General features: G+C 65.4%; 28 protein-coding genes. 11 read left to right on the top strand and 17 right to left on the bottom strand.

The window, feature by feature from the left end:
• Positions 1–60: 60 nt before the first annotated feature.
• The gene (locus AC5RVY_RS03735) at positions 61–309 is read left to right on the top strand and encodes a hypothetical protein (protein WP_493953342.1); all 249 of its coding nucleotides are present in this window, start codon (positions 61–63) and stop codon (positions 307–309) included.
• 7 nt (positions 310–316) lie between these two features.
• On the opposite strand, the gene AC5RVY_RS03740 is transcribed toward AC5RVY_RS03735, so the two are convergent.
• The 3 genes from AC5RVY_RS03740 to AC5RVY_RS03750 all read right to left on the bottom strand — a co-directional run bounded on the left by AC5RVY_RS03740 (position 317) and on the right by AC5RVY_RS03750 (position 3,245).
• Positions 317–1,024, bottom strand: coding sequence for an HAD family hydrolase (locus tag AC5RVY_RS03740; protein WP_493953343.1), 708 nt, complete (start codon positions 1,022–1,024; stop codon positions 317–319).
• 5 nt (positions 1,025–1,029) lie between these two features.
• A complete protein-coding gene (locus AC5RVY_RS03745; RefSeq protein ID WP_493953344.1) occupies positions 1,030–1,320 on the bottom strand; it encodes a hypothetical protein in 291 nt (96 codons plus the stop codon).
• A 116-nt stretch (positions 1,321–1,436) separates the two neighbouring features.
• Positions 1,437–3,245, bottom strand: coding sequence for a glycoside hydrolase family 15 protein (locus AC5RVY_RS03750; RefSeq protein ID WP_493953345.1), 1,809 nt, complete (start codon positions 3,243–3,245; stop codon positions 1,437–1,439).
• A gap of 84 nt (positions 3,246–3,329) precedes the next feature.
• Here AC5RVY_RS03750 and AC5RVY_RS03755 point away from each other — a divergent pair, with 84 nt between their 5' ends.
• On the top strand, positions 3,330–4,061 hold the full coding sequence (locus AC5RVY_RS03755) for a DUF72 domain-containing protein (RefSeq protein WP_493953346.1): 732 nt from the start codon (positions 3,330–3,332) through the stop codon (positions 4,059–4,061).
• Between the two features lie 67 nt (positions 4,062–4,128).
• Positions 4,129–5,220 (top strand): App1 family protein phosphatidate phosphatase, encoded by a 1,092-nt coding sequence (locus tag AC5RVY_RS03760; RefSeq protein ID WP_493953347.1) that lies wholly within the window; start codon positions 4,129–4,131, stop codon positions 5,218–5,220.
• 52 nt (positions 5,221–5,272) lie between these two features.
• Here AC5RVY_RS03760 and AC5RVY_RS03765 read toward each other — a convergent pair whose 3' ends face one another.
• The 4 genes from AC5RVY_RS03765 to AC5RVY_RS03780 form a co-directional block, all read right to left on the bottom strand.
• Positions 5,273–6,895, bottom strand: a complete 1,623-nt coding sequence (locus AC5RVY_RS03765) for a glycoside hydrolase family 1 protein (protein ID WP_493953348.1) — start codon at positions 6,893–6,895, stop codon at positions 5,273–5,275.
• A gap of 158 nt (positions 6,896–7,053) precedes the next feature.
• The gene (locus AC5RVY_RS03770; RefSeq protein WP_493953349.1) at positions 7,054–7,431 is read right to left on the bottom strand and encodes a hypothetical protein; all 378 of its coding nucleotides are present in this window, start codon (positions 7,429–7,431) and stop codon (positions 7,054–7,056) included.
• A gap of 131 nt (positions 7,432–7,562) precedes the next feature.
• Entirely contained in the window at positions 7,563–7,955 is a 393-nt protein-coding gene (locus AC5RVY_RS03775) for a J domain-containing protein (protein ID WP_493953350.1), read from the bottom strand.
• A gap of 114 nt (positions 7,956–8,069) precedes the next feature.
• Positions 8,070–8,495 (bottom strand): Hsp20/alpha crystallin family protein, encoded by a 426-nt coding sequence (locus tag AC5RVY_RS03780; protein WP_493953693.1) that lies wholly within the window; start codon positions 8,493–8,495, stop codon positions 8,070–8,072.
• Positions 8,496–8,634: 139 nt separating this feature from the next.
• Here AC5RVY_RS03780 and AC5RVY_RS03785 point away from each other — a divergent pair, with 139 nt between their 5' ends.
• Positions 8,635–8,955 (top strand): MerR family transcriptional regulator, encoded by a 321-nt coding sequence (locus tag AC5RVY_RS03785; RefSeq protein WP_493953351.1) that lies wholly within the window; start codon positions 8,635–8,637, stop codon positions 8,953–8,955.
• Positions 8,956–9,072: 117 nt separating this feature from the next.
• Here AC5RVY_RS03785 and AC5RVY_RS03790 read toward each other — a convergent pair whose 3' ends face one another.
• Positions 9,073–9,885 (bottom strand): phosphatase PAP2 family protein, encoded by an 813-nt coding sequence (locus tag AC5RVY_RS03790; protein WP_493953352.1) that lies wholly within the window; start codon positions 9,883–9,885, stop codon positions 9,073–9,075.
• 132 nt (positions 9,886–10,017) lie between these two features.
• Between AC5RVY_RS03790 and AC5RVY_RS03795 the strand changes: the two genes are divergently transcribed.
• Positions 10,018–11,145, top strand: coding sequence for a DNA alkylation repair protein (locus AC5RVY_RS03795; RefSeq protein WP_493953353.1), 1,128 nt, complete (start codon positions 10,018–10,020; stop codon positions 11,143–11,145).
• 6 nt (positions 11,146–11,151) lie between these two features.
• Here AC5RVY_RS03795 and AC5RVY_RS03800 read toward each other — a convergent pair whose 3' ends face one another.
• The 3 genes from AC5RVY_RS03800 to AC5RVY_RS03810 form a co-directional block, all read right to left on the bottom strand.
• Positions 11,152–13,014 (bottom strand): S8 family serine peptidase, encoded by a 1,863-nt coding sequence (locus AC5RVY_RS03800; RefSeq protein WP_493953354.1) that lies wholly within the window; start codon positions 13,012–13,014, stop codon positions 11,152–11,154.
• Between the two features lie 168 nt (positions 13,015–13,182).
• Positions 13,183–14,055 (bottom strand): NAD-dependent epimerase/dehydratase family protein, encoded by an 873-nt coding sequence (locus AC5RVY_RS03805; protein WP_493953355.1) that lies wholly within the window; start codon positions 14,053–14,055, stop codon positions 13,183–13,185.
• On the bottom strand, positions 14,052–14,645 hold the full coding sequence (locus AC5RVY_RS03810) for an adenylate kinase (protein ID WP_493953356.1): 594 nt from the start codon (positions 14,643–14,645) through the stop codon (positions 14,052–14,054). Before AC5RVY_RS03810 ends, AC5RVY_RS03805 begins: the two co-directional genes overlap by 4 nt.
• A gap of 305 nt (positions 14,646–14,950) precedes the next feature.
• Between AC5RVY_RS03810 and AC5RVY_RS03815 the strand changes: the two genes are divergently transcribed.
• Complete coding sequence (locus tag AC5RVY_RS03815) at positions 14,951–15,694, top strand: GAF and ANTAR domain-containing protein (RefSeq protein ID WP_493953357.1); 744 nt, start codon at positions 14,951–14,953, stop codon at positions 15,692–15,694.
• Between the two features lie 56 nt (positions 15,695–15,750).
• The gene (locus AC5RVY_RS03820) at positions 15,751–16,170 is read left to right on the top strand and encodes a response regulator transcription factor (RefSeq protein WP_493953358.1); all 420 of its coding nucleotides are present in this window, start codon (positions 15,751–15,753) and stop codon (positions 16,168–16,170) included.
• A gap of 85 nt (positions 16,171–16,255) precedes the next feature.
• Here AC5RVY_RS03820 and AC5RVY_RS03825 read toward each other — a convergent pair whose 3' ends face one another.
• From AC5RVY_RS03825 to AC5RVY_RS03845, 5 genes are all read right to left on the bottom strand, one after another.
• Positions 16,256–17,092, bottom strand: coding sequence for an alpha/beta fold hydrolase (locus AC5RVY_RS03825; protein WP_493953359.1), 837 nt, complete (start codon positions 17,090–17,092; stop codon positions 16,256–16,258).
• 234 nt (positions 17,093–17,326) lie between these two features.
• Positions 17,327–17,524, bottom strand: coding sequence for a hypothetical protein (locus AC5RVY_RS03830; protein WP_493953360.1), 198 nt, complete (start codon positions 17,522–17,524; stop codon positions 17,327–17,329).
• 188 nt (positions 17,525–17,712) lie between these two features.
• Entirely contained in the window at positions 17,713–18,900 is a 1,188-nt protein-coding gene (locus AC5RVY_RS03835) for a fatty acid desaturase family protein (protein WP_493953361.1), read from the bottom strand.
• Between the two features lie 13 nt (positions 18,901–18,913).
• Positions 18,914–20,011, bottom strand: a complete 1,098-nt coding sequence (locus AC5RVY_RS03840; protein ID WP_493953362.1) for a ferredoxin reductase — start codon at positions 20,009–20,011, stop codon at positions 18,914–18,916.
• 232 nt (positions 20,012–20,243) lie between these two features.
• Positions 20,244–21,278, bottom strand: a complete 1,035-nt coding sequence (locus AC5RVY_RS03845; protein WP_493953363.1) for an LLM class flavin-dependent oxidoreductase — start codon at positions 21,276–21,278, stop codon at positions 20,244–20,246.
• Between the two features lie 134 nt (positions 21,279–21,412).
• Here AC5RVY_RS03845 and AC5RVY_RS03850 point away from each other — a divergent pair, with 134 nt between their 5' ends.
• Entirely contained in the window at positions 21,413–21,817 is a 405-nt protein-coding gene (locus tag AC5RVY_RS03850; protein WP_493953364.1) for a YidH family protein, read from the top strand.
• Between the two features lie 3 nt (positions 21,818–21,820).
• Complete coding sequence (locus tag AC5RVY_RS03855) at positions 21,821–22,156, top strand: DUF202 domain-containing protein (protein ID WP_493953365.1); 336 nt, start codon at positions 21,821–21,823, stop codon at positions 22,154–22,156.
• Between the two features lie 17 nt (positions 22,157–22,173).
• Here AC5RVY_RS03855 and AC5RVY_RS03860 read toward each other — a convergent pair whose 3' ends face one another.
• Positions 22,174–22,572 (bottom strand): hypothetical protein, encoded by a 399-nt coding sequence (locus tag AC5RVY_RS03860; RefSeq protein WP_493953366.1) that lies wholly within the window; start codon positions 22,570–22,572, stop codon positions 22,174–22,176.
• Positions 22,573–22,626: 54 nt separating this feature from the next.
• On the opposite strand from AC5RVY_RS03860, the gene AC5RVY_RS03865 reads away from it, so the two are divergent.
• Together AC5RVY_RS03865 and AC5RVY_RS03870 are read left to right on the top strand one after the other, a co-directional pair.
• On the top strand, positions 22,627–22,863 hold the full coding sequence (locus AC5RVY_RS03865; RefSeq protein WP_493953367.1) for a DUF2630 family protein: 237 nt from the start codon (positions 22,627–22,629) through the stop codon (positions 22,861–22,863).
• A gap of 77 nt (positions 22,864–22,940) precedes the next feature.
• The gene (locus AC5RVY_RS03870) at positions 22,941–23,735 is read left to right on the top strand and encodes a carbon-nitrogen hydrolase family protein (RefSeq protein ID WP_493953368.1); all 795 of its coding nucleotides are present in this window, start codon (positions 22,941–22,943) and stop codon (positions 23,733–23,735) included.
• Positions 23,736–24,034 lie beyond the last annotated feature (299 nt).

Raw genomic sequence — 24,034 nt, forward strand, 5'->3', positions numbered from 1 at the left:
CCGGCGGCTCCTAGCGTAGGAAGGGTCAGCACCGGAGATGACGAATGAAAGAGGAACGCCATGTCGCTCTACCAGCCGGAACCGGTTGAGATTTCCACGCGGATGCGTCCGGGAGAATGGACGGAGGCCAGCCTGGAGGAGCTCGTGAACAGCTACCGCCAGAGGATTGTGGAGATGGGAGCCAGCCCCGCCGACGTGGTCACGGACATTGAGCGGGGCGACGACGGCGCGGTGCGGGTGGCGGTGTCCTGGGACAAGCCGGCCAATGCGGGCGACGAGGACGCCGCCGCCCGCGGCCAGACCCTCTAGGGCAGGATCAAGAGGCCGTCGAGAGCAGCCGGCCCACGGCACTGGTGGTCAGGTTTTCGAGCAGGTCGCGCGGTCCCGCATAGACTTCCACCGCACCGGCGTCACGGAGTTCGGCGGCGTTGACGCCCCCGCAGGTGACCCCGACGGCAGGGATGCCGAGCGCTGCGGCGGCCTTCATGTCCCAAACAGCATCCCCGACAAAGACGGCATCGGCCGCTTCCACGCCGATAGCCTCCAGCGCAGCGACGAGGATGTCCGGGGCCGGCTTGCTGTCCTTGGCGTCGTTGGCGCTGGTGGCGGCGTCGATGAACGCATCAGCATCGAGGGTGGACTTCATGACCTCCAGGTCCTGGCTGCGCGCCGAGGACGCGAGCGCGACGGCGAGGCCCACCGCGTGGCATTGGGCCAGCAGTTCCTTGGCGCCTTCGAACCTGCGAAGTGCCGGCCAGTGCGAGGCATAGAGTGCGGCATGGCTGGCCATGACCTCAGAATCGAGGGATTTGTCCCGCCCGGCCGGCAGGAGGTTGTCCACCAAGCGGTCACCGCCCATGCCCACAAAGTGGTGGATCGAGGCCATCGGGACATCGTAGCCCTGCTGGCGGAAGGCACCCCACCAGGAGATGGTGTGGATGTATGAGGAATCGATCAGCGTGCCGTCAACGTCAAAGAGAATCCCCCGGCGGCGTCCACCGTCAGGGGATCCAGGTTCCCGCACCACCATCAGCTGACCGCAGCCCGCTTGGCATCCGCGGCCTTCCTGGCCCGCGAGGCCTCTTCTTTGGGGCTGCTCACCGGACGCACACGCTCCCTGATGACCGTGCCGGCGCCGTCGTGGCTCTTATCCCTGATAAGGCCGGTGCCGGCGATCTCCCGCGCCATTGCCACCCCGGCAGCAGCCGCCCTTTTCGTGGGAAAGGTGACCGAGATGGCCATCAGGTTCCCGCTGCCGTCCATCATCCGGACCCTATAGCCGCCGTCGGGCGCGTCCACGAGCTCAAAATACCCGGCCATTGCAATCACTCCTCCGTCAGTCACGGCACTGTGCTTTCCAGGCGCACGCCATGAAGTGTTAGTAAGTATACTTATCTATTTCGCGAAGGAGAAGCCGGACACCCGAACGCGCCGCCTCAGCGCGTTTCCGCCGTTTCCGGCGGAATGGGGGTGTCACTTCGCCGAACCGTATCCTGATGCAGCTCCAGGGCGCTAGTCACAAGCGCGAAGTGGCTGAACGCCTGGGGTGTGTTCCCGAGCTGCCGGCCCAGCCGGACCCCCCATTCCTCGCTCAGGAGGCCTACGTCGTTGCGCAGCTCCAGGAGCCGCTCGAACAGCTCCCGGGATTCATCCTGGCGGCCCGCACCCAGCAGCGCTTCCACCAGCCAGAACGAACAGGCCAGGAAAACGCCTTCGTCGCCTGGCAGGCCGTCATCGGCTTCGGCAGGACGGTAGCGGAGCACAAACCCGTCCTCGGTCAGCTCCCGCTGGACGGCCTCGATGGTCCCAATCACCCGGGGATCGTCCGGCGGCAGGAAGCCCACCCGGGGAATCAGGAGGAGGCTGGCGTCCAGTTCCGGCCGCCCGTAGGACTGGACAAAAGTGTTGCGCTTGGCATCGAAGCCGTTGGCCATAACGTCACGGTGGATGGTGTCCCGCAGCTTCTCCCAACGTTCCACCGGCCCCGGCAGGCCTGAATCGCGGACACCCTTCACCATCCGGTCCGCCGCGACCCACGCCATCACCTTTGAGTGCGTAAAGTGCCGGCGCGGGCCGCGCATTTCCCACAGCCCGTTGTCCGGCTGGTCCCAGATGGTTTCCAGGTGCTCCATCAGGGCAATCTGGACGTCCCAGGCCTCATCGGTGTGCTTCAGGAGGGAATTGCGGGTGAGGGCCAGGCAGTCCAGCACTTCGCCCCACACATCCAGCTGGAGCTGCTCTGCGGCGCCGTTCCCAATACGGACCGGGGAAGAGTTTTCGTAGCCTTTCAGCCACGGCAGCTCCATTTCCGGCAGGCGGCGCTCCCCGTGGATGCCGTACATGATCTGGAGGTCTGACGGGTCGCCGGCCACGGCCCGGAGCAGCCAGTCCCGCCAGGCTGCCGCCTCGGCGGTATAGCCGGCAGCCAGGAGCGCCTGAAGCGTCATGGTGGCGTCCCGCAGCCAGCAGTAGCGGTAGTCCCAGTTCCGGGGGCCGCCCAATTGTTCCGGAAGGGACGTGGTCACGGCCGCAACGATCCCGCCCGTGGGTGCGTAGGTGAGGGCCTTGAGCGTCACCAGCGAGCGGATCACGGCCTCCTGGTACTTGCCCTCTACGGTGCACTGGGAGGCCCAGCCCCGCCAGAACGCGTAGGTGGTGCCCAGCACTTCCTCGGCGTCCACCGTATGCGGCCGTCCCACGTGGCTCGGAGCCCAGGTCAGCACAAACGGGACCCGCTCGCCTGCGTTGACCGTGAAGTCGCTGACGGTGTGCATGTTCTCCCCGTGCAGGGGTGCGGGGGTCACAAAATAGACGGCGTCCGGTCCGGCGATGGCGTGCAGGCCGTACTCGTCCTTGCGCACCCAGGGGATAATGTGTCCGTAGTCGAACCGAAGGGTCAGTTCACCGCGCATTTTCACGCTTCCGGTGACCCCTTCGACGATGCGGACGATGTCAGCCACGGAGTCTCGCGGCGGCATGAAGTCGATGACCCGCACCGTACCGTCTTCGGTTTCCCACTCGGTTTCCAGGATCAGGGTGCCGTCCCGGTAACGGCGCCGGGTGCAGGTGCCACCGCTTGCCGGTGCCAACAGCCACCGGCCCGCTTCGGGCGTGTCCAGCAGTGCGTTAAAGCAGGCAGGGGAATCGAACCGGGGAAGGCAGAGCCAGTCGATGGAGCCTTCCTTGTTGACCAGCGCCCCCGTATGGAGGTCACCAACAACCGCATAATCTTCAATTCGCGCCATGACCATACCCTGCCACAGCAAGAGCCGCAGTGGACCGGTAAGAGAGGTGTAGCCTCAAAGAACGGCAGCGGGACGGGGGCAAACATGGCAATCCACATCGGGACCTCCGGCTGGAGCTACGACCACTGGGAGAACGTCCTCTACCCGCCCAAGCTGCCCGTGAAGAACCGGCTGCAGCATTATGTGGCCCGCTTCCACACTGTTGAGCTCAACGCCAGCTTCTACCGCTGGCCCCGCGACACCACGTTCGCCGGCTGGAACCAGCGGCTGCCCGCCGGCTTCAGCATGTCCGTCAAGGCTCCCCGCGGCCTGACCCATGCCCGGAAACTGTACGAGCCGGAGGTGTGGCTGGAGCGCATCACCCGGTGCTGGCATGAACTCGGCGACAAACGGGCAGTACTCCTGGTCCAACTCCCGCCCGGCATGGAACGGGACGATGCCAGGCTGGACTATTTCCTGGCCGCAGTGCCGGACTGGATCCGGGTCACGGTGGAGTTCCGGCACCCGAGTTGGGACTGTTCCGAAGTGTTCGCCCTGCTGGAGCGGCACCAAGCGGCCTACTGCATCATGAGCGGCGCCAATCTTCCCTGCATCCTTCGGACCACCGCACCCTTCACGTACGTGCGGCTCCACGGACCGGACCACCAGCACCTTTATGCGGGCTCCTACTCAGACGCGGACCTTCAGTGGTGGGCGGACCGCATCCGGGAGTGGGCGGGCAATGGCCTGGATGTCTACGCCTATTTCAATAACGACGGCGGTGGGAACGCCGTGCGGAACGCCGAGACCCTGCGCGGGATCCTGGGCGAAGGGTAACGTCACGAAGCGTCAGCGGACGCCCGGCTTCCCTTCCGCCCGTACCGCCCTGTGGCAGAGTGGAGGCATGGACTCGGCTCCCAAGAACTCCCCACAGGACACAGTGCCCACCGTGGCTCCGGCCGCGCTCTCCGGGAACCACGTGTTCCGGCTGGCGCACCGGCTCTCCGACGCAGTCAACTCCGTTCGGATCCAGCTGGCCAAGCGCTGGAACTTCGTTCCCCAGACGGTCGCATACCAGGGCTACGGCTCCACCAGCCTGGTGCGGGTGCTGGCCAGGGTGTTGCTGACACAGAAGCCCCTGCCCGGGAGCAAAGCAGACCATGCCGCGCGCAACGGCAACCAGAACGTGCGCGGCTGGCGCGCCTTCACGAGTGTTCCGCTGCAGTTCACCGACGTCGAAATCACCATCGGCGATGTAGTCACCCATGCCCGTGCGGACCGGGGCGGACTGATCGACGTCGAGGTGGACGTCCAGCTTTCACCTGGCTGGCACACCGCTATCCTTCGGGCGGAAGGCACAGAGCCCACCGAAGCGCTCATCCGCGTTGTTGCACCCGATGTGAAGTTCGGCATCGTTTCCGATATTGATGACACCGTGATGGTAACGGCGCTGCCGCGGCCCTTCCTTGCCCTCTGGAACACCTTTGTGCTGAGCGAACGGGCCCGTATGGCAACGCCCGGCATGGCGGTGCTGCTGGACCGGCTGACCGTGGAGCACCCGGATGCCCCGGTGGTCTACCTGTCCACCGGGCCGTGGAACGCTGCGCCTACGCTGGCCCGTTTCCTGACCCGCAACATGTACCCCACCGGAGCCCTGCTGCTGACGGACTGGGGCCTGACGCAGGACCGCTGGTTCCGCAGCGGCCAGGACCACAAACTGCGCAACCTCGAGCGGCTCGCCAAGGAATTCCCGGACATGCGCTGGCTCCTGGTGGGCGACAACGGCCAGCATGATGAAGCGATCTACTCACGCTTCGCGCAGGAGCATCCGGACAAGGTTGCCGCCATCGCCATCCGCCAGTTGTCCATCAGCGAATCCGTGTTCGCGGGCGGCCACTCCGAGGACGGCGACCACACGGCCTCGCAGGTGCCGTGGATCTACTCTCCGGACGGCGCCGGCATCGCCAAGCAGCTGGCCATGCTGGGCCTCCTCTAGGCCGGAACCCTGACCGCACCTTGTGACGGGGCGGTCTTTTCCCGCGCCGGGCCTAAGCGCTGGCACCCAGCGGGCTCACGCCGTCGTCGGGCGATTCCGAATCCAGGGCCTCCGGGTCCAGGACTTCAGGATCCAGAACTTCAGGATCCAGCGCCTCAGCACCCAAGGCCTCAGGATCCAGCTCCCCGGGCGCAACGGCTGCCGCGATGACAACGTCCGCCGCGACGGCAAGGTCGCGCTCCTCGATGAGTTCCTGGTACCAGAAGTAGGAGGCCTTGGGGGTCCGTTCGAGGGTCTCGAAGTCCACGTGCAGCAGCCCGAATGGCTGGTTGTAGCCGGCAGACCATTCGAAGTTGTCCATCAGGGACCACACGTAGTAGCCGCGCAGGTCGATCGACTCAGCCGAACCGCCGGGGGCGGTGGCCCTTAAAGCGGCCTCAAGGTGGTCGGAGAGGTATTTCAGGCGGCGCTCGTCAGGAATGAACCGGGTGTTGGTGGACTTGTCCCGGACAATGATGTCCTCGAAACTGGCACCGCCCTCGGTGAGGATGACGGGCGGCAGGTTGGGGTAGCGATCGGCCATTTCCTTCAGGGCCACCGCCATATACTCCGGTTTCACCGGCCAGCCGTAGGCCGTGATGTCCGCTTCCGGCCAGGTCTCCACGTGGAAGGGGGTGCCTCCGCTGCCTGCTGCACTGAGGTCGCTGCCCATGGCCTCGGCCATGCTGGCCGGCACCGCCCCGCCGCCCGGCCCCACAGCCACCTTGGTGGGCATGTAGTAGTTGAGTCCGTAGAAGTCCAGCGGCTGGGAAATGAGTTCCATGTCTTCTTCGGGGTGCTCGAACGAGCTGAAGAACTTGGCGGCACGGATCAGGTCCGGGTATTTTCCGGTGAGTACCGGATCGGCGTAGAGCCGGTTCTGGGCCAGGTCCATCAGGCCGGCACTGACGTAGTCCAGCGGGTTGATGGAGTTCGGGACCATCGGCGAGTAGACGTTGGTCATTCCGATCTCGCCCGGCACTTTCGCGGCCCGCAGCGCCTGCACCGCAAGCCCGTGCCCCAGCAGCTGGTGGTGGACGGTGGGAAAGGCGCCCAGGAGGAGCTCCTTGCCGGGCGAATGCAGACCCAGCGTGTAGCCGTTGGTGCTCACGGTGGCGGGCTCGTTGATGGTCACCCAACGGGCCACCCTGTCACCGAAAGCCTCGGCCAGGATACCCGCGTACTCCCCCAGCCGGTAGGCCGTATCCCGGTTCATCCACCCGCCGTCTTCATCCAGTGCCAGCGGGGTGTCCCAATGGTAGATGGTGGCCATGGGCGAGATCCCGTTGGCGAGGAGCTCATCCAGGAGCCTGTCGTAGAAAGCCAGCCCCGCCCGGTTTGCCGGGCCGCTGCCGATGGGCTGGATGCGCGGCCAGGCGAACGAGAAGCGGTAGGAGTCCACGCCCAACTGCTTCATGAGGGCCACATCCTGCGGCATGCGGTGGTAGTGGTCGCAGGCTGTCTTCGGGCTGTGGTCCTCAACGATGGCGCCCGGTTTCGCGGCAAACACATCCCAACCGGCGGCTCCGCGCCCGTCCTCGTCCAGTGCCCCTTCGATCTGTAGGGCCGCAGTGGCCACTCCCAGCGTGAAGCCCGGCGGGATGAGCGCGGCGAGGTCCTTGGCGGAAATATGCATCGAATCAACCCTTACTAGGACAGGACGGTGCCCGCGCCAATCCTGGGACCCGCGCGGACTCAGGACCATATCCTCGCATATCGGCCGCCGCTGGTGAACGACCCGACACGGATGCCCCTCACCGCCAGTCCGCTGCCGGTGGCCCTCTGCCCCGGCTGCTACTGGTCGCCGAACAGGAATTCCTTCGCGTGCGCCACGGCCTTGCGGAAGGCATCGTTCCGGAGCGTCACCAGGTGTTCCGTTTCGCCGTCTGCCGGTTCGAGATACCCCGTATAGCCCGGCCGCAGGACCCAAATGTCTCCGGCGGGAGGAAGATAGAAGACTCCGAAAGAACGCTGCTGCTTTTCATCCAACGTCCACACCGGTACCACGGCCAGGGCTGCGCCGGTTGTCGGATTGATCCACTGGGCACGCGGAAGCGGCTCCTCGTGTGCTTCGGGGTCCAGGAACGGTGCGGTGCCTTCGCCCCAGCGCTGTTCAAAACGTTCGTGGAACGCCGGTATCAGGTGTGAGTCGTAGCGGCGCCAATCACTCATACAGTTCTCGAACCTCCTTTAGTAGGTGCCGCCCCGGGTTGCCTCCCGGGCGGCTTAACAGCCGTTGCACCGGCACGATTGTGCCCGGGGAAGTTTTCGCCCGGTGGTTTGCACCGGGTGCGTTGGTACAGCTAGGCCCATGGTCCGCTTTCCCAATGCACAGGGCTGATTCTGATGCTGTTCCCGGAACGGCCGGTTGCGCGCTGGACTTTGCGGACCGGGATGTCCGTCGCCGTACTCGACGCCGGTGTTGCCCGCACCGTCGGCGATGTCTCGCGGTCATAGTCTGCCCGCCGGCCGGGATCGCGCAGGACAGCGAAGGCGCGCATGATGTCCAACAGTTCGCCTTCTGCTGGTGGCTGTCCCGTCACCGGGTTGCCTGGGGGCCCGCCTGCCTTGGCCCGGCCTGCATCGAGGTCCGGGTGGTGGCTGCGCATGAGGGCCCGGTAGGCGCGCGAAATCTGCTGCTGTGTTGCGTCCCGCGGGACGCGCAGCATGGCATAGTAATCCGGGATATCGCTCATGTCAGCCTTCCCGTTCCACGTCCGGCCCGATGTGTGTCGGCGCAGGGCTGCCGCCAAGGCTGCCCTGCGCCGCCGGACCGTTCGCTTTCAATCCGTCCTGGCTTTCGATGTGGCCTACCCTGCGATCTGATGCATCTCGCTCTGCTGGGTCTGGACTTCGATCTTGCGGGGCTTGGCCTGTTCCGCCACCGGAATCCGCAACGTCAGGACACCTTGGTCGTAGCTGGCCTTGATGTTGTCCGTGTTCAGCGTGTCGCCCAGGATCAACTGGCGGCTGAAAACGCCGCGGGGCCGCTCGGATGCCACCAGCTCCACGTTGGGCTGGGTGGGGTCCTTGCGTTCGGCGCGGACGGTGAGGACGTTGCGCTCAACGTTCAGGTCCAGGGAATCGAGCTTGACGCCGGGCAGATCAAACGCGACAACAAACTCCCCGTCTTCCTGCCAGGCATCCATGGGCATGGCAGCCGGGCGGGCGGCGGTTCCGAAAACCTGCTGCGTGAGCCGGTCCAGCTCACGGAACGGGTCCGTGCGCATCAACATCATTTCCCACTCCTTCAGCTTTGTCAGATGTTGGTTCGATGCCATATCCGCTGGCCATGATCTATGGTAGTGGATATAGATTTTTTATAGCACCCGTGGGAAACTGAAGCAAGATCACTGCAAAAAATTTGGAGAATCCATGGCAGAGCAGGAGACAGGACGCATCCCGGCGCCCGCGAAGGGACGTGCGCTGTATGCCATTTCCGTTGCCGCAAAACTGGCAGGCACGGGCCAGCAAAACATCCGCCTCTACGAGACGCGCGGCCTGCTCACACCCTCACGCACTTCAGGAGGCACGCGGCAGTACAGTGATGCGGACATTGCCGTTCTGCTCAGGATCGGAGAACTCCTCGAACAAGGCCTGAACCTCGCCGGGGTGGCCAAGGTATTGGAACTGGAGGAAGCGAATCTCAGGCTCCATCGGGCGCTGAAGCGGGCACGGTCGCGGCCACCCACCTGACTGGTCCAGCCTTCAGGCCGGCATCCCAGAGTGGCGTCCAGAATCACGACGGCGGCGCGTCGCCCCGGTGCCACACCCCGCAGGGGCTGTTGGTCACCGGGCCAGCACAACCCCCGTTCAGTCGCCCGGGGCTTCGGCCTTGGACAGTTCCCCGGTGATCCGTTCGCCGGGAATCCTTGCTGTGCGCCAGGTGTCGAGGGCGATGACTCCGCCCAGGATCAGCACTGACAGCGAGACCGAGGCCAGGGCGTCGCTGAGCCAGTGGTACCCCAGGTACAACCGGCTGGCGGAGGCGAGCAGGATGCCGATCCCGGCCCCGATGAACCCAAAAACCGCGGCCTTCCGGTTCTTCCGCCGGGAGTAGATCAGGAAGGTGCCCACCAGAAGGAAGTCGCACGCACCCAGGACGTGTCCGGAGGGGAACGAGAAGGTGTGGTCTATCCCGAAGAGCATCTGTTCCACCGGAGGACGCGAGCGGCGCACAATCTGGAGGATGATCTGCGAGATAACCACCCCGCTGAGCATGGCCGATGCCAGCACGATGGGACGCCAGGCGTGCTTTGCGGCGAAACCCCACACAACAACCACCACCAGCACGATGATGGGCAGGGCAATGGGACCGAAGACCACGGCAAGGAAGATCATGACAACCGTCAGGGTCTGGGACCGCAGCCCAAGCAGCCAGTCGCGGACCGGCCCGTCGGCTGCGGAAAGTCCGTCCGCCTGCACCACGCTGACCAGGGTGGCGAGGAAAAGCGCCAGCCCGGCCGCCGCCAGAATGACCGAGGCCCGGTACAGTCCGCGGCGGTCGGCCGGGTCCATGTAACGCTCCTCCACCACGAACTTGTCGTGGAAGGTCCGCCACCTGCCGGTACTCTTCCGGCTGGTCCCGGAGCCTGATGATTCCTGCTGTCCCACCGGCACGTCCATCCTCAGTAGTGAAGTTTTCCTAGGGTGAAGATTATCCCTGTTCCCCGATGTTGGCGCGGCGCCGTATGGCAGGTGGTTTCCGGCTGCCTGTGTGCGGCCCGAATTGTCGGACCGCGGCGGTAGCCTGACTGCATGGGCGTGATGAACGAACTGATTGACCCGCCGGCCGTAGCCAACCTCACCAGGGTCCTCACGCAAAAGGCGCCCGGGATCCGGTGGAGTCGGACCGCCGCCAGCGGCGTGGAGTTGGGGCAGCTCAATTTGCGCGCCCGCACTGACCTGGTGGCGCAGGCCCTGCTCGCAGACGTCAGGGCAGGCACCAGGGAGGGCAGCGGCGGCAGGGAATACACGACGGCGGCCGGCGCCTTCCGCGCAGCGCTGTCTGTTCCGGAATTCACGGGCTGGGTCTTGTGGCCGGTGTCCGAGGCAGCCGTCAGCCTCGCCTTGGATACGGGTGGTCAGGAGGACTTTGACGACTGCCTGGCGCTGCTGGCGGAACTGACGCCACGGCTCACCGGAGAGTTTGCCGTACGGCGCCTCCTGGCCCGGAACCCGGACCGCGCCCTGGCGGCAATCCAAGACTGGACGGGGAACCCGGATGAGCACGTCCGCCGGCTGGCAAGCGAGGGAACCCGTCCCTACCTGCCCTGGGCGGTGCGCGTCCCCGCCCTGGTACAGAGTCCCGGAGCCACCATCCCGATTCTCGATGCCCTGTACCGGGATTCCTCGGAGTACGTACGGCGTTCTGTAGCGAACCATCTCAACGACCTCGCCAGGCACGATCCGGAAGCTGTTGTTGCCACGGCCCGGCGCTGGCTCTCCGCCGCAGACGGCAACACGAACTGGGTAGTTCGCCACGGGCTCCGCACGCTGATCAAGAAGGGGCATCCCGGCGCCCTGGCGTTGTTGGGTTTCACCCCGGCGTTCGTCGCCGTTACCGGGCCGCGGCTTGACCAAAAAACCCTCACCCTGCCGGCTGAGCTCACGTTCAGCTTTGAAATTTCCAACACCGGCGGCCAGGACGCGCGGCTGGCTGTGGACTATCTGATCCACTACCAAAAGGCCAACGGCAGCCAGTCCTCGAAGGTCTTCAAGATCTCCACCCTGACCCTCGCCCCGGGTGAGAGCAGGAGCGTGTCCAAACGCCACGCGTTCCGGCAAATGACCACCCGGGTGCACCATCCGGGGCTGCATGCGTTGGAGCTGCAGATCAACGGCGAGGTGCATGGGCGCACGGAATTCCTGCTGGAAACGGTCTAGGACGAACTAGAACGAACCGGTGCTGAACTGCCAGCTGCTGCCGGCAAAGGGGTTCCCTGCCAGGTCCCGCACCCCGGCACCGCCGCCGGTCACGGTCACGGTGTACTTTGTTTTGGCGGCCAGCGGCTGCTGGGGATCCAGGATCCACTGGTTGGTAGTCCCGTACCGATATACGGACGCCGGCACCAGGGCTCCGGTGGCGGCGTTCTTCACCGTGAAAGTGGTTCCGGCAACGCCTTGGACGGCCTCGTTGAAGGTGATGCTGATGTTGTTGGACCGGCGTACCAGCAGGGCATTGCTGCCGGGCGTGGTGCCGGTGGCCACGGGCACGGGACCGGTAAGGAAGCTCCAGCTGGTGGAGGCCAGCGGGGTGCCTGCACTGTCCCGGATGGCCGTGGCTCCACCCACCAGCCAGGCGGTGTAGCGGGTGTCCAAAGCCAGGCCGGCGGCCGGATCAAGGGTAGCTGTGCGGGTGGTGGCGTTGTAGGAGACGGCAGCGGGGATGGTGCTGCCTGCCGCGTTTTTGAGTACGAACGTTCCGCTGGTGACGCCTTGGACCGCGGCACTGAAGGTGGCCGTGATGTTGGTGCCGGCGCCTACGGCCGTAGAATCGGCGCTCGGCGTCACCGCTGTCACAGTGGGTGCCGGAGCAGGCGCGGGGGCGGGGGCGGGAGTGGGTGCCGGAGCAGGCGCGGGGGCGGGAGCGGGGGCCGGTGCAGGGGCAGCAGCTTCGGCCCCGGCAAACAGCAGCCGGTTGGGGGTGCCGCTGGTGGCACCGGTGATCACCCCGGCCGTGGCGTCAGCCGTCAGCGCACTGGCCACCTGCGCCGGCGTGAGGGCAGGATTCCGGGACAGCAGCAGTGCTGCCGCCCCGGCCACGTGCGGCGACGCCATCGACGTTCCGGACATGGACGCTGTGGCACTGGCCGAGGTGTAGTAGGTGGAGGTGATGCCAACACCAGGGGCGTAGAGGTCCACGCAGGAGCCGAAGTTGGAGAAGGACGCCTGCCGGTCGGCAGAGTCACTGGCAGCAACCGTTACGGCGGCCGGAACCCGGGCGGGAGAACTGGTGCAGGCGTCCACGGCAGAGTTGCCGGCGGCAACCACCGCCGTGACGCCGTCGTTCATTACTGCCTGGATGGCAGTGTCCACGGCTGTGCTCGCACCCCCACCAAGGCTCAGGTTTGCCACTGCGGGAGCCCCGGCGGCGTGGTTGGCCACCACCCAGTCCAGCCCGGCCACCACGTCGGAGTTGTAGCCGGAGCCATTGCAGTCGAGCACCCGTACGGGCACCACCGCGGCACCCTTTGCCACGCCATAAGTGGAACCTGCCACAGTACCGGCCACGTGTGTGCCGTGCCCGTTGCAGTCGCCCGAGCCGAGTCCGTCCGCAACGGCAGACCAGCCGGCCGCCACCCGTCCGCCGAAATCGGTGTGTGAGGCCAGGACGCCGGTGTCCACTACGTATGCGGTCACACCGGCACCGGAGGCAGTCCAAGAGTAGGACCCGGACAAGGGAAGTGCCTTCTGGTCGATGCGGTCCAGGCCCCACGGTGCGGGCTGCTCAGTTGCGGAAACACTGACCGGGGCATCGGCTTCCACCGAGACCACGCGTCCGGAACGTGCCAGTGCTGCTGCCTGCGCAGGGTTGGCGGTCACCACGGCGGCGCGGACGGCATGCGAAAAGGTCCGGCCCACAGCCAGGCCCTGTGCCCGTAGTTCCGCCGCTTCTGCTGCCACGTCGGCAGTGGCCGCATACTGCACGATGTACCGGGCGGCACCGGTATCAGCCGGTGGAGCTGCGGAGGCAGGCATGGCAGTGGCGGAAAGTGCGACGGCGGAAACCAGTACAGCTGCGGCGGACAGCACAGAGGCGGGAGTACGAATTTTGGGGTCCTTGTTTTGGTTTGGGGAGGTGCGCGGGCGGAACATCCATCCGTCCGTACCAAAAGATTAGGACCCCAAAACCCGCCAAAACCCGGTCCTTGCCGGATCCTGTGCCAACCTTGGGCGATTCCTGTGCCGGTCCCGAAATCCCTACTTCAGGGTGCCTGCCGGGGTATGAGCCTGGTGGTTCCGCCAGGAGTGTTCAGGTTCGAAACCCAGCAGCCGCCGGGCCTTGTCGATGGACAGCATGGTCTCGTGCTCGCCCAACTCCTTGGTGACTTTGACATCGGGGAACACCTCGGCAGCAAGGCTTGCGCTTGACCGGCTCATCACCGTGTCCGCGTTGGCGATGATGTAGGCCTCGAATCCGGGCCGACCGTTCTCCAGTGCGCGCGCTACTGCCTGCGCTCCGTCGCGGCCGTCGATGTAGCCCCAGAGGTTCCACTTCCGCAAGGTGGCGTCGGCGTCGTAGGCCGGGAACCTTTCGTAGTCTTCCGGGTCCATCACATTGGAGAACCGCAGGCCGGAGATGCTCAGCTCCGGGTCCCATCGGGTCAGCTCCACCGCCATCTGCTCCTCCAGGTGCTTCACCAGGGAGTAAGTGCTCTCAGGCCGGGCCGGGTACTCCTCGTCCACCGGGATGTAGGGCGGATCGACGTCGAACGGCAGCCCCAGCACCGTCTCGCTGGAGGCATACACAATTTTCTTGATCCCGGCCCGCCGGGCGGCCTGGAACACGTTGTAGGTGGCGAGCATGTTGTTTTCGAAGGTGGCAGCATCCGGGATGATGCCCGGCGCCGGAACGGCGCCCAGGTGGACAACAGCATCAAATCCGGTGTGCCGGTCATCAACGCCCAGCAGGACATCCAGGACCTGGCCGTAGTTGCGCAGGTCCACCACCACCAGCCCGGGGTCCCGCTCCCCTGCCCGGTCCAGGTTCAGCACCTGGTGCCCGTCATCCACCAGCCGCCGGATAACGTGCCGTCCTAGTTTTCCGCTTCCTCCGGTTACTGCCACCCTCATGCGTGTGCTCCTTTTCCGTTAATAAAGTGTTCGACGGCGGCAATCGCCAGTTCGGTGATCTCGCCGGGATCCCCGCTGCCGTTCACCGGCACCAGGAGGCTCCGGCCGGCGTAGACCGACACCACTTCGTGGGTTTCCCGGTGATAGAGGTCAAGGCGGCGCCGGAACACGTCCAGGGTGTCGTCCTTGCGGCCCTCCTTGTGGGCGCGCTGCAGCATCCGCTGTTCCAGCTCGGAGTCTGGCGCCCGGAGTTCGATGACCGCATCCAGGGCGCAGCCCTGGGAGGCCAGGAAGTTGTCCAGCTCCACCACCTGGGGCGCGGTCCTGGGGTAACCGTCCAACAAAAAGCCTGCCCGGACGTCGTCGTCCAGGAGCCGGTCCTTGACCAGGGCGTTGGTGAGGTGGTCCGGGACGAAATCCCCGCCGTCGAGATACCTGGCTGCTTCGTTTCCCAGTTCAGTGTGCCTGCTGACATTGCTCCGGAAAATCTCACCCGTGGACACGGCCTGGATCCCGAAGTGCCGGGCCAGGTGTTCGGCCTGGGTTCCCTTTCCGGAGCCGGGCGGACCGATGATAAGCAGTCTGGTCATGTACGTATCCCTCCGCGGCGCAGCAACCGCTGGTTTCCGGACCGGCCACCGGCAGCCCCGGCGCGTGCCCTATTCTGCCCATAACCGGCAACACAATGCCAGCGTCCGCAAGTAAACTCACCGCGCCCCAACAAGGCGGAAAGCGAAGTTGCCATAGGCCAGAGCTGTATATACTTCTGGATATCGGTTTAGCAGCAGGCCGTTGGAAAGTTCTTCGATCCAGCGACGCCAGCCGCCTGCCGCCCTCCGGGTGAAGGGGGATGTTGCGGGGTCGTTTTGACCTGAGCGAATGGCACCAAAAAACCGTGGCCAGCGAGTCAACAGCAAAAACCGATACTTCAATAACTGAGCACCTGCATGAACTCGTCCTCAACAGCTCTGACGTTGAGGACTTCCTTAACGAACTGGCACAGGTGTCCGCCCGTAATCTGTCCGAGCCAGGGGACGAGATGCTGTGCGCCATCACCCTGCTGCGGCAGCGGAAGGCTGCCACGGTGGCCAGCAGCAGCCCGGCTGCCGAGGCTGTGGCGCGCCTTGAGTACGAATGCAGCCATACGCCCAGCATGGAGGCGTCCACGTCCCAAGCCACAGTCCACGTGCCGGACGTCAGGGATGACGGGGCCTGGCCTGAGTACTCCGCATCCCTGCTGGGCCAGGGCATCCGCTCCGTCCTGGCCGTGCCTTTCCGGCTGGAAGGCGAGACAAAAGCGGCGTTGCTGCTGTATTCAAGCCGTCCCAACCGCTTTGAGTCCCGGGTGCAGGAGTTCGCCGAGGACTTCGTCAGCCAGACATCCCTCGCACTGCGGCTTGCGGTGCGTTTTGCGCACTACAGCGAGACGGCAGCCAACCTGCGTGCCACGCTGGAATCGCGCACAGTGATTGATATGGCGGTGGGCATCATCATGGCCCAGAACAGGTGCAGCCAGCACGATGCCTTTGAGATCCTGAAGACGGCCTCCAGCACCCGCAATGCCAAACTGCACGACGTGGCAGCCTCAGTGGTGAACTCGCTCGGCCAGGGACCTGCCCGCACGCACTACGACGGGTAGCACTAACCGGAAGCCTGCGGCGGTAGACTGGGTCAAACTTTCGCCGGGGGGCCTAAATGGAAATGAAACGCGTCTGCCTGGTCGTCGAGGACGACGACGACATCCGCGGGCTGGTGACCGTCGTGCTGCAACGCGCCGGATTCGAGGTCATGGCCGTGGCCACCGGCGCCGAGGGCATTGCGGCAGCAGCAGATCCCTCCGTCTCGCTGGTCACCCTGGACCTTGGCCTGCCGGACATGGACGGCCATGTGGTGGCCCGCGCCGTCCGCGCCCTGAGCAAGGCTCCCCTCCTGTTCCTCACGGCCAGGTCGGAGGAGGATGACGTTCTGGCAGGAATGGCCTCCGGCGCCGCCGTCTACCTCACCAAACCGTTCAGCCCCAGGGAACTGCGGGACGTGGCCGAACAGCTGTGCCCGGCCCCGGTTCCAGCAGGTCCTGCTTCGGAAACTCCTCTTTCACCGGCTCCACACGATTGATCCAACGCTCCATCGCTTCCGGCGACGGCGGCCTCCCGCCGTCGCCGGACGTTTTTGGCGTGGGGCCTGACTACGTGGGGCCTGACTACTTGGCGAGGAAACCCAGCAGCGCGTCGTTGACTTCCGCGGCGTGTGTCAGCAGCAGGCCGTGCGGGGCGCCCTCGATCTCCACGTACTCGGCGCTGGGGAGGGCCTTGGCGAACAGCCGCCCGGTGGAGTCGATGGGGAGGATGTTGTCCGCCGTTCCGTGGAGGATCAGTGCAGGGACGTCGATCTTCGGGATATCATCCCGGAAGTCCGTGATCCAGGTGGCCTGCGCGGCAACGGAGGCTGTGGCACCGGCGTTGGACGCTGTATTCCAGCTGGCAGTGACGGCTTCCTGGCTGAGGCGGGGCGTGCCGAGGAATGTATCGCTGTTGTAGAAGTTCTTGAAGAACTCAGTGAAGAAGGCGTACCGGTCGGCCGTGACTGCCTCCTTCAACCCGTCGAAGACTTCCTGCGGAACCCCGTCCGGGTTCTCATCCGTCTTCAGCAGGAACGGTTCCAGGGAACCCAGGAAGGCTGCCTTAGCAACCCGGGCCGATCCGTAATTGCCGAGGTACCGGGCCACTTCGCCGGTGCCCATGGAGAAACCCACCAGCACTGCATCGCTCAGGTCCAGGGCGGTCATGAGGGTGTTAAGGTCAGCCGCGAAAGTGTCGTAGTCGTATCCGGCGGTGGTCTTGCTGGATTTCCCGAAACCACGGCGGTCATAGGTGATCACCCGGTAGCCGGCGTCGAGCAGGGCTGTGGTCTGTTTCTCCCAGGAGGCGCCGTCCAGTGGGTAGCCGTGGATCAGCACTACGGGCTGGCCGGAGCCGTGGTCCTCATAATAGAGCTCAGTATCAGTGCTGTTTTCAGTTCCAACGGTGATGAAGGCCATCGCGGCGGTCCTTTCGAGACTGTGGGATCGGAGCGGGCGGAAAGCTGCCTTGCCCGCGCAGTTCCTACTCTAGGCGGGCATCCGCTGCTCCGGTCCGCAATCCATGTTTGGGCCCCACAGCACCTACTCCTCGGGTGGTCCGCCCCTCGGGTGGTCCGCCCCTCGGGTGGTCCGCCCCTCGGGTGGTCCGCCCCTCGGGTGGTCCGCCGTTCCGTTGACTAGCCGTGCCGCTGACTACTGGGACGGCTGCGGCAGCTCGCAGGATATTTGCGGATTGGCGCCCATGTAATTCAGCGGCCCCGCGGCAATAGTGATGGCGATGGTACCGGCCTGGGCACAATTTCCGGGAGCCGCGCCGAAGTAGCCGCGCTGCCAGGCAGCCACGCCGCCGATAATGAGCCAGATGACGACAAGTACTCCGAGAATCCGCATGATTCCTCCATTGGCCGCGGCGGCTGTGGGATCAATTATGCGCGTGGACCGCGCAAAGTGAGAGAGCGCGGGGTGAAAACGTGCACGGAGCGGGTGAGCGCCCGGCGCGGACAAAGAAGCACCCCCGGCGCCGGGTTGGTTCCCGGCACCGGAGGTGCATTGCTGTGCTTTCCCTAAACGGGCTGTGATCAGGCCTTGGCGGCCTTGCCCGGGAGGGCCAGTTTGAAGATTTTGCCCCAGGTGGATCCAACCTGCTTCAGCAGCGGACCGGTGGTGTACTTCAGGCCGTAGCGCTGGCAGATTTCCCGGACCTTGGGCGCAACCTCTGCGTACCGGTTGGAGGGCAGGTCCGGGAACAGGTGGTGTTCAATCTGGTGGGACAGGTTGCCCGTCATGATGTGCATGAACTTTGACCCGGAGATGTTGGCTGAGCCGATCATCTGGCGGATGTACCAGTCGCCGCGGGTTTCGCCTTCAGCCATTTCCTCCGTGAAGGTGTCGGTGCCTTCGGGGAAGTGGCCGCAGAAGATGACTGCGTGGGCCCAGACGTTCCGTACCGCGTTGGCGGTCAGGGTTCCGTAGAGCGCCTGCTTGCCGGAGCCCGTCAGCATGGCGACAGCGGGGGTGGCGGCATAGTCCTTGGTGAACTGGGTGACCACCTTCTTACCCAGGGCTTTGAGGTCCTTAAGCAGTGCTTCCTTGGACTTGGTGCCTTCCTTGAACTCCGTGAGCTCGAGGTCGTAGATGGCGATGCCCCACTCGAAGAGTGGAGCGAGAATAGCGTTGAACAACGGGTTGGCCAGGTTGATGGGCTTCCACGGCTGCTGCTCGTCCATGCGCAGGAGGTTGTATCCGACGTCGTTGTCCTTGCCCACCACGTTGGTCCAGCGGTGGTGGAGGTCGTTGTGGGTGTGCTGCCAGGAGCGCGACGGCGTGACGAAGTCCCACTCCCAGGTGGTGGAGTGGATGTCCGGATCCCGCATCCAGTCCCACTGGCCGTGCAGGACGTTGTGCCCGATCTCCATGTTTTCAAGAATCTTGGCCAGGCTGAGCAGGGTGGTGCCGGTGACCCACGCGGCCTTGTTCTTGCTGACCAGCAGGGCGGCCCGGCCGGAAATTTCCAGGCCCCGCTGGATCTTGATCACGCGGCGGATGTACGCGGCATCTTCCGCGCCTCGCTTGGCGAGGATGTCGTCACGGATCGCATCAAGTTCGCGCCCGAGTTCGGCCACTTGCTCGTCACTGAGGTGGGCGGCCGCAGGCGGGCGAACAGTGGGGCTGCCGGATTCGGCAAGCTTTCCGGGGCGCGTTCGTGAGCTCCCGGCGGTGTTGCCGCCGGTGGTGGGTGTGGCCTTGCTGGGTGAAATTACAGACATACAGTGATACTCCTCAGATTTCGAGGTTGACGGGCCCGGCGGCTGCCGAGACACACGTTTGGATCAGTTGGCCGGGTTCGCCGTGGACTTCCCCGGTGCGGAGGTCGCGAACTTGCCCGGACAGGAGTGGAGTGAGGCAGCTGTGGCAGATACCCATGCGGCAGCCGCTGGGCATCAGCACCCCGGCGTCCTCGCCGACGTCAAGGATGGGGGTGTCGCCGTCGGCCTGCACTTCCCGGTCGGAGGCTTCAAAGGTGACCAAGCCGCCGTCGTACCCCACACCGCCTTCGAAGGTGGTGTTGAAGCGTTCGATCATGAGGTTCCCGGCGCCACCTGCTACCGCGACATCCGTGCCGGGCGCGGCGGTGGTCAGGGCCGCACGCTTCCACAGCGCTTCGGCGTCGTCCAGGAAGCTGTCCGGGCCGCACGCATAGGCGGCGCGTTCCTTCCAGTCCGGGCAGATTTCGTCCAGCTGCGTGGTGTTGGTCAGGTCCATGCGGCCCTGTTCACCGGTGAACCAGTGGGCCAGGCGGAAGTTGGGGAACTGGTCCGCGAGTTCGGCGAGTTCCTCACGGAAGAGGCTGTCACCGGGGGTGCGGGCTGAATGGACCAGCACGACGTCGGCATCCGGACGCCGCGGAACGAGGGTGCGGATCATCGACATGACGGGAGTGATGCCGCTGCCCGCAGTGACCATCAGCAGGGGGCGGGGGTGCTCCGGGAGAACGAAGTCGCCCTGCGGCGGGGCCAGGAACAGCACATCACCAGGCTTGGTGGTGCGCACCAGCGTGCCGGAGACTGCGCCCACATCGGTGACGGTGATGGCCGGATCCTTGCCGGCGGGGGCGCTGAGGGAGTAGGACCGCCAGTGGCGGACGCCGTCGAGCTCAACGCCGATGCGTGCCCATTGGCCGGCAAGGTGGGAGTGCCAGCCGCGGCCGGGCCTGAAAAAGATGGTTGCTGACTGCGCGGTCTCCTGGACCACCCGTGTGACCACCCCGCGTAACTGCCTTGCAGAGTACACAGGGTTGAACAGCGCCAGGATATCCTCGGGCGCCAAGGGCGTGGTAAGCACAGAGGCCGCCTGGGCCAGCTGACGTAGCCGGATCATAGATCAAAGCCTAAAACGGCGCGGGCCATATTTCTCTCTCTTCGTTATATGACCGTTCCGCAGTCACGCTGTAATAAAGGCGCTAAGCCCCCAAAGCCGCACTACAAGAGTAACGGCTGCGATGTGCGGAAGGTTCCCCCTCACTTCAGTAAGTATGCTTATCATACCCGCCGATGCGGGTGGGCAAAGTTTTATTCAGGGGTGACGGAGAGGAAAGGGGACGCTTACTTAGTCAGGACCGGGCCGCCGTCCAGCCAAGGGCAGGAGCGATGTAGCGTGCCACGTTTCCCAGGAGCTTGGCGTTGAACTCCACGCCGAGCTGGTTGGGGACGGTGAGCAGCAGGGTGTCGGCAGCCTGGACCGCGCTATCGGCAGCGAGCTCTTCGGCCAGGACATCCGGGGCGCCCACGTAGCTCTTCCCGAACCGGGCCGTCAGCCCGTCGATGATGCCCACCTGGTCGCGGCTGTCGCGCAGGGCGCTACCGGCGAAGTAGCGGCTGTCCTCGGCGTCAACGATGGGAAGCACACTGCGGCTGACCGAAACCCGGGGTGTGTGGCTGTGGCCCGCGGCCGCCCAGGCGTCCCTGAAGAGCCGGATCTGTTCGGCCTGGAGTTCGTGGAAGGGAACGCCGGTGTCCTCCGTCAACAGGGTTGAACTCATCAGGTTCATCCCCGCTTCGGCGGCCCAGATTGCGGTCTTCCGGCTGCCCGCTCCCCACCAGATGCGTTCGCCCAGTCCCGGTGATTGCGGCTGGATGGGCAGCAGACCGGTGGCGCCCCCGGCGTACCGCGGGTCAGCCTCGGCCACACCGTCACCCGTGATGGCCTTCCGGAAGAGTTCGGTGTGCCGGCGGGCCATGTCCGCGTCGGTTTCCCCCGGCGCGGGGCGGTAGCCGAACGCGGCTGCACCTTGCTTGGCCGGTTCGGGTGAGCCGCGGCTGATGCCCAGTTGCAGCCTGCCGCCGCTGATGAGATCCGCTGCCGCGGCTTCCTCCGCCATGTACAGGGGATTTTCGTAGCGCATGTCGATCACGCCTGTGCCGATTTCAATCCTGCTGGTCCGGGCGGCAATGGCCGACAGGAGCGGGAACGGGGACGCCTGCTGCCGGGCGAAATGGTGGACCCGGAAGAACGCGCCGTCCACTCCCAGGTCTTCAGCGGCCACGGCAAGGTCGATGGCCTGGAGGAGGGCGTCCCGGGCGGTCCGTGTTTGTGAGCCCTGCCCGGGGCCCCAGTGTCCGAATGAGAGGAATCCGATGCGCTCCATACCTCCCCTAACCGCCCTGGTACCCGCGGCATTCCCGCAGAAATGGGACCCCCTTCCCACCCTCGCCAAGCGCCACCGGCAGCCACGTTCACCTGCGGGCACGTGTTGCTGCAAGGCGTGGCTAGACTGGCACCGTGACCAACAGTGAGCCGCCCACCAACGCCGGCAGCACGCGGTCTCGCGGGAAAATCGCTGAGCGGCTCCTGCCCGGCGGCGAGGAACCGGACCCGCGGTTCACGCTTGCCAACGAGCGCACCTTCCTGGCCTGGATCCGCACCTCCCTTGCCCTGCTGGCAGGCGGCATCGCCATCGAGGCATTCACGGCCGAACTCTTCCTGGAGCCCGTCCGGAAGGGCTTGGCGGTGGTACTGCTCCTGCTGGGGATGCTGCTCAGCGCCGGTTCAGCAGTGCGCTGGTTGCGGGTGGAACGGAGCATGCGCAACAAGGCACCGCTGCCGCTGCCGCTCATTGTCCCGCTGCTGGCAGGGGCAGGTGCGCTGGCGGCCGCTGTCGTACTGGTCTTCATCCTACGGCGCTGACCCGTGGCCGCTTCCCGCCCTGCCGGCAACCACGGCGACCCCGGGCTGCAGCCCGAGCGGACCACCCTGGCCTGGGGCAGGACCGTGCTGGCACTGGTGACAGTCAGCGCCATCTTCCTGCGCTGGCTCCCCCGGCACGGCCTCCCCATCCTGCTGCTCTTCGCCGTCTCGGCAGCCGCGGCACTGGGCATCTACCTCACCCAGCGCCGCCGGTACAGCGCCAGGTCCCGCGGCCTCCTGAAGGAAAAGTTCGACGCCGACATCACGGCAGTGCTGTGGACGGCTTGTGCGGGGGTTGTGCTGGGCGGCCTGGGCATCGTCGTGGTGCTGGGCGGATAGCACCGGCGGCGAAATCCCTAGAACATCGGCAGCACAAAACCCGCAAGCAGCGCCACGGCACCGATGGCGGTCAGGCAACGGCCCAGGACAGCGGCTGTCCTGCCGGGCTCTTCCGGCACCGCCGTCTGCCACTGCGTGGGCCGCTTGGGGTGGTAATAGATGGGAAGGGTATCCCCCACGGCCATGTCCTTGATGTCATGCGGCGACATCGGTGCGTGGTGCACCTGGTATTTGCGGTCGAACCAGCGGAAGCCTACGCCCGTGTTGTCCGAGTAGACCACCGCTTCGGCCACATCCCACGGGTGCACGAAGCGGCGCAGGAATCCCGTGTAGAAGAGCAGACCAAGCCCGACGGGCAGGCACAACCAGGTGAGCATTTCCAGGATCGGACTTGCCATATCAAGCACAGTGGGCATGGATTTGATGGTACAGGCGTACGCTGAGGGAAACGTTCCTGCGGAAGGGAAGACATGAACGACGAAGATCTTTTGGCCCGCATCCAGGCCCTGGTGGAGGAGGAACACACCCTCCGCGAGGGAGCTGGCGACGGCCAGGCGCCGGACCACGCCCGGCTCCGGCAGGTTGAAGAAAGACTGGACCAGTGCTGGGACCTGCTCCGCCAACGCCGGGCCAAGGCGGAATCCGGGGAGAACCCCAACGACGCCGAAGCCCGGCCCGTCAGCGAGGTCGAGGGCTACAAGCAGTAGCTCTGCCGTTGCCGCAACGCCTGGCAGGATGATCGCGCCAGAGCGATTGGAGCCGTGCCAACAGATTGGAGCTATTGATGCGTCTTGCCGTCGCCCAGATAATCAGCAGTGCGGACCTTGAGTCCAACCTGGAGCTGATCCGGGACTACGCCACCGAAGCCAAGTCTGCAGGAGCGGAACTGGTGGTCTTTCCGGAGGCGACCATGCGCGCGTTCGGCCACTCCCTGAAAGACATCGCCGAACCATTGGACGGGCCGTGGGCCGAAAAGGTCCGCGGACTGGCCAATGAGCTGGACCTTGTGATCGTAGCGGGAATGTTCACCCCCGGACAGGACGGACGGGTCCGCAACACCCTCTTGGTCACCGGCCCCGGCGTTGACACCTCCTATGACAAGGTGCACCTCTTCGACGCCTTCGGCTTCATGGAGTCGAAAACGGTGGACGCGGGCACGGACCCCGTCACCTTCGAAGTCAACGGCACCGTCTTCGGGCTGGCAACGTGTTACGACGTCCGCTTCCCGGAGCTGTTCACCGCCAACGCCCGCACGGGCGCCCAGGTAAACATCGTGTGCGCCTCCTGGGGAGCCGGCGAAGGAAAAGCTGAGCAGTGGGACCTCCTGGTGCGCGCACGCGCCTTGGACAGCACCACATTCGTGGTGGCCTGCGGCCAAGGCGACCCCCAAACCATTGGGGCCGGTCCGGCCGGGACAGCCCCTACGGGCATCGGCCACAGTGCCGTCATCACTCCCCTGGGCGCAGCAATGGTTGCGCTGGGTGGAAAGCCGGAGCTCGCCGTCGTTGACCTCGATCCCTCCATAGTGGACGACGTACGGAGCAAGCTCCCTGTGCTGGCCAACGCCCGCCAGTTCTGATCCCGGCCCAGGGCCTGCCGCCTGAGCCTCCCGGGCCCGGGCAGCTCCCCTCGACGGCGCGCCGCTTGTCCTCCTGGCGGCGCGCCGTCGTCGTGCTTGCCGACGGCAATTTACCGCCGGCAGCGGTGAGCTTCCGTTCATGGCCGTGTAATTTTCGGGGATCGAACGGACGACGACGGCATCTCACTGCTTGTCCCTTGTCCCGCCGTGGTGCCGCAGGGGTTTTTGCCGCCGATGCGCCATCTCGCGGCAGTCGCTGATGGCCCCTGTTTACACAGCCGAAACATTTCCGACACGGG

The sequence above is a fragment of the Arthrobacter sp. Ha26 genome, from assembly GCF_059091705.1.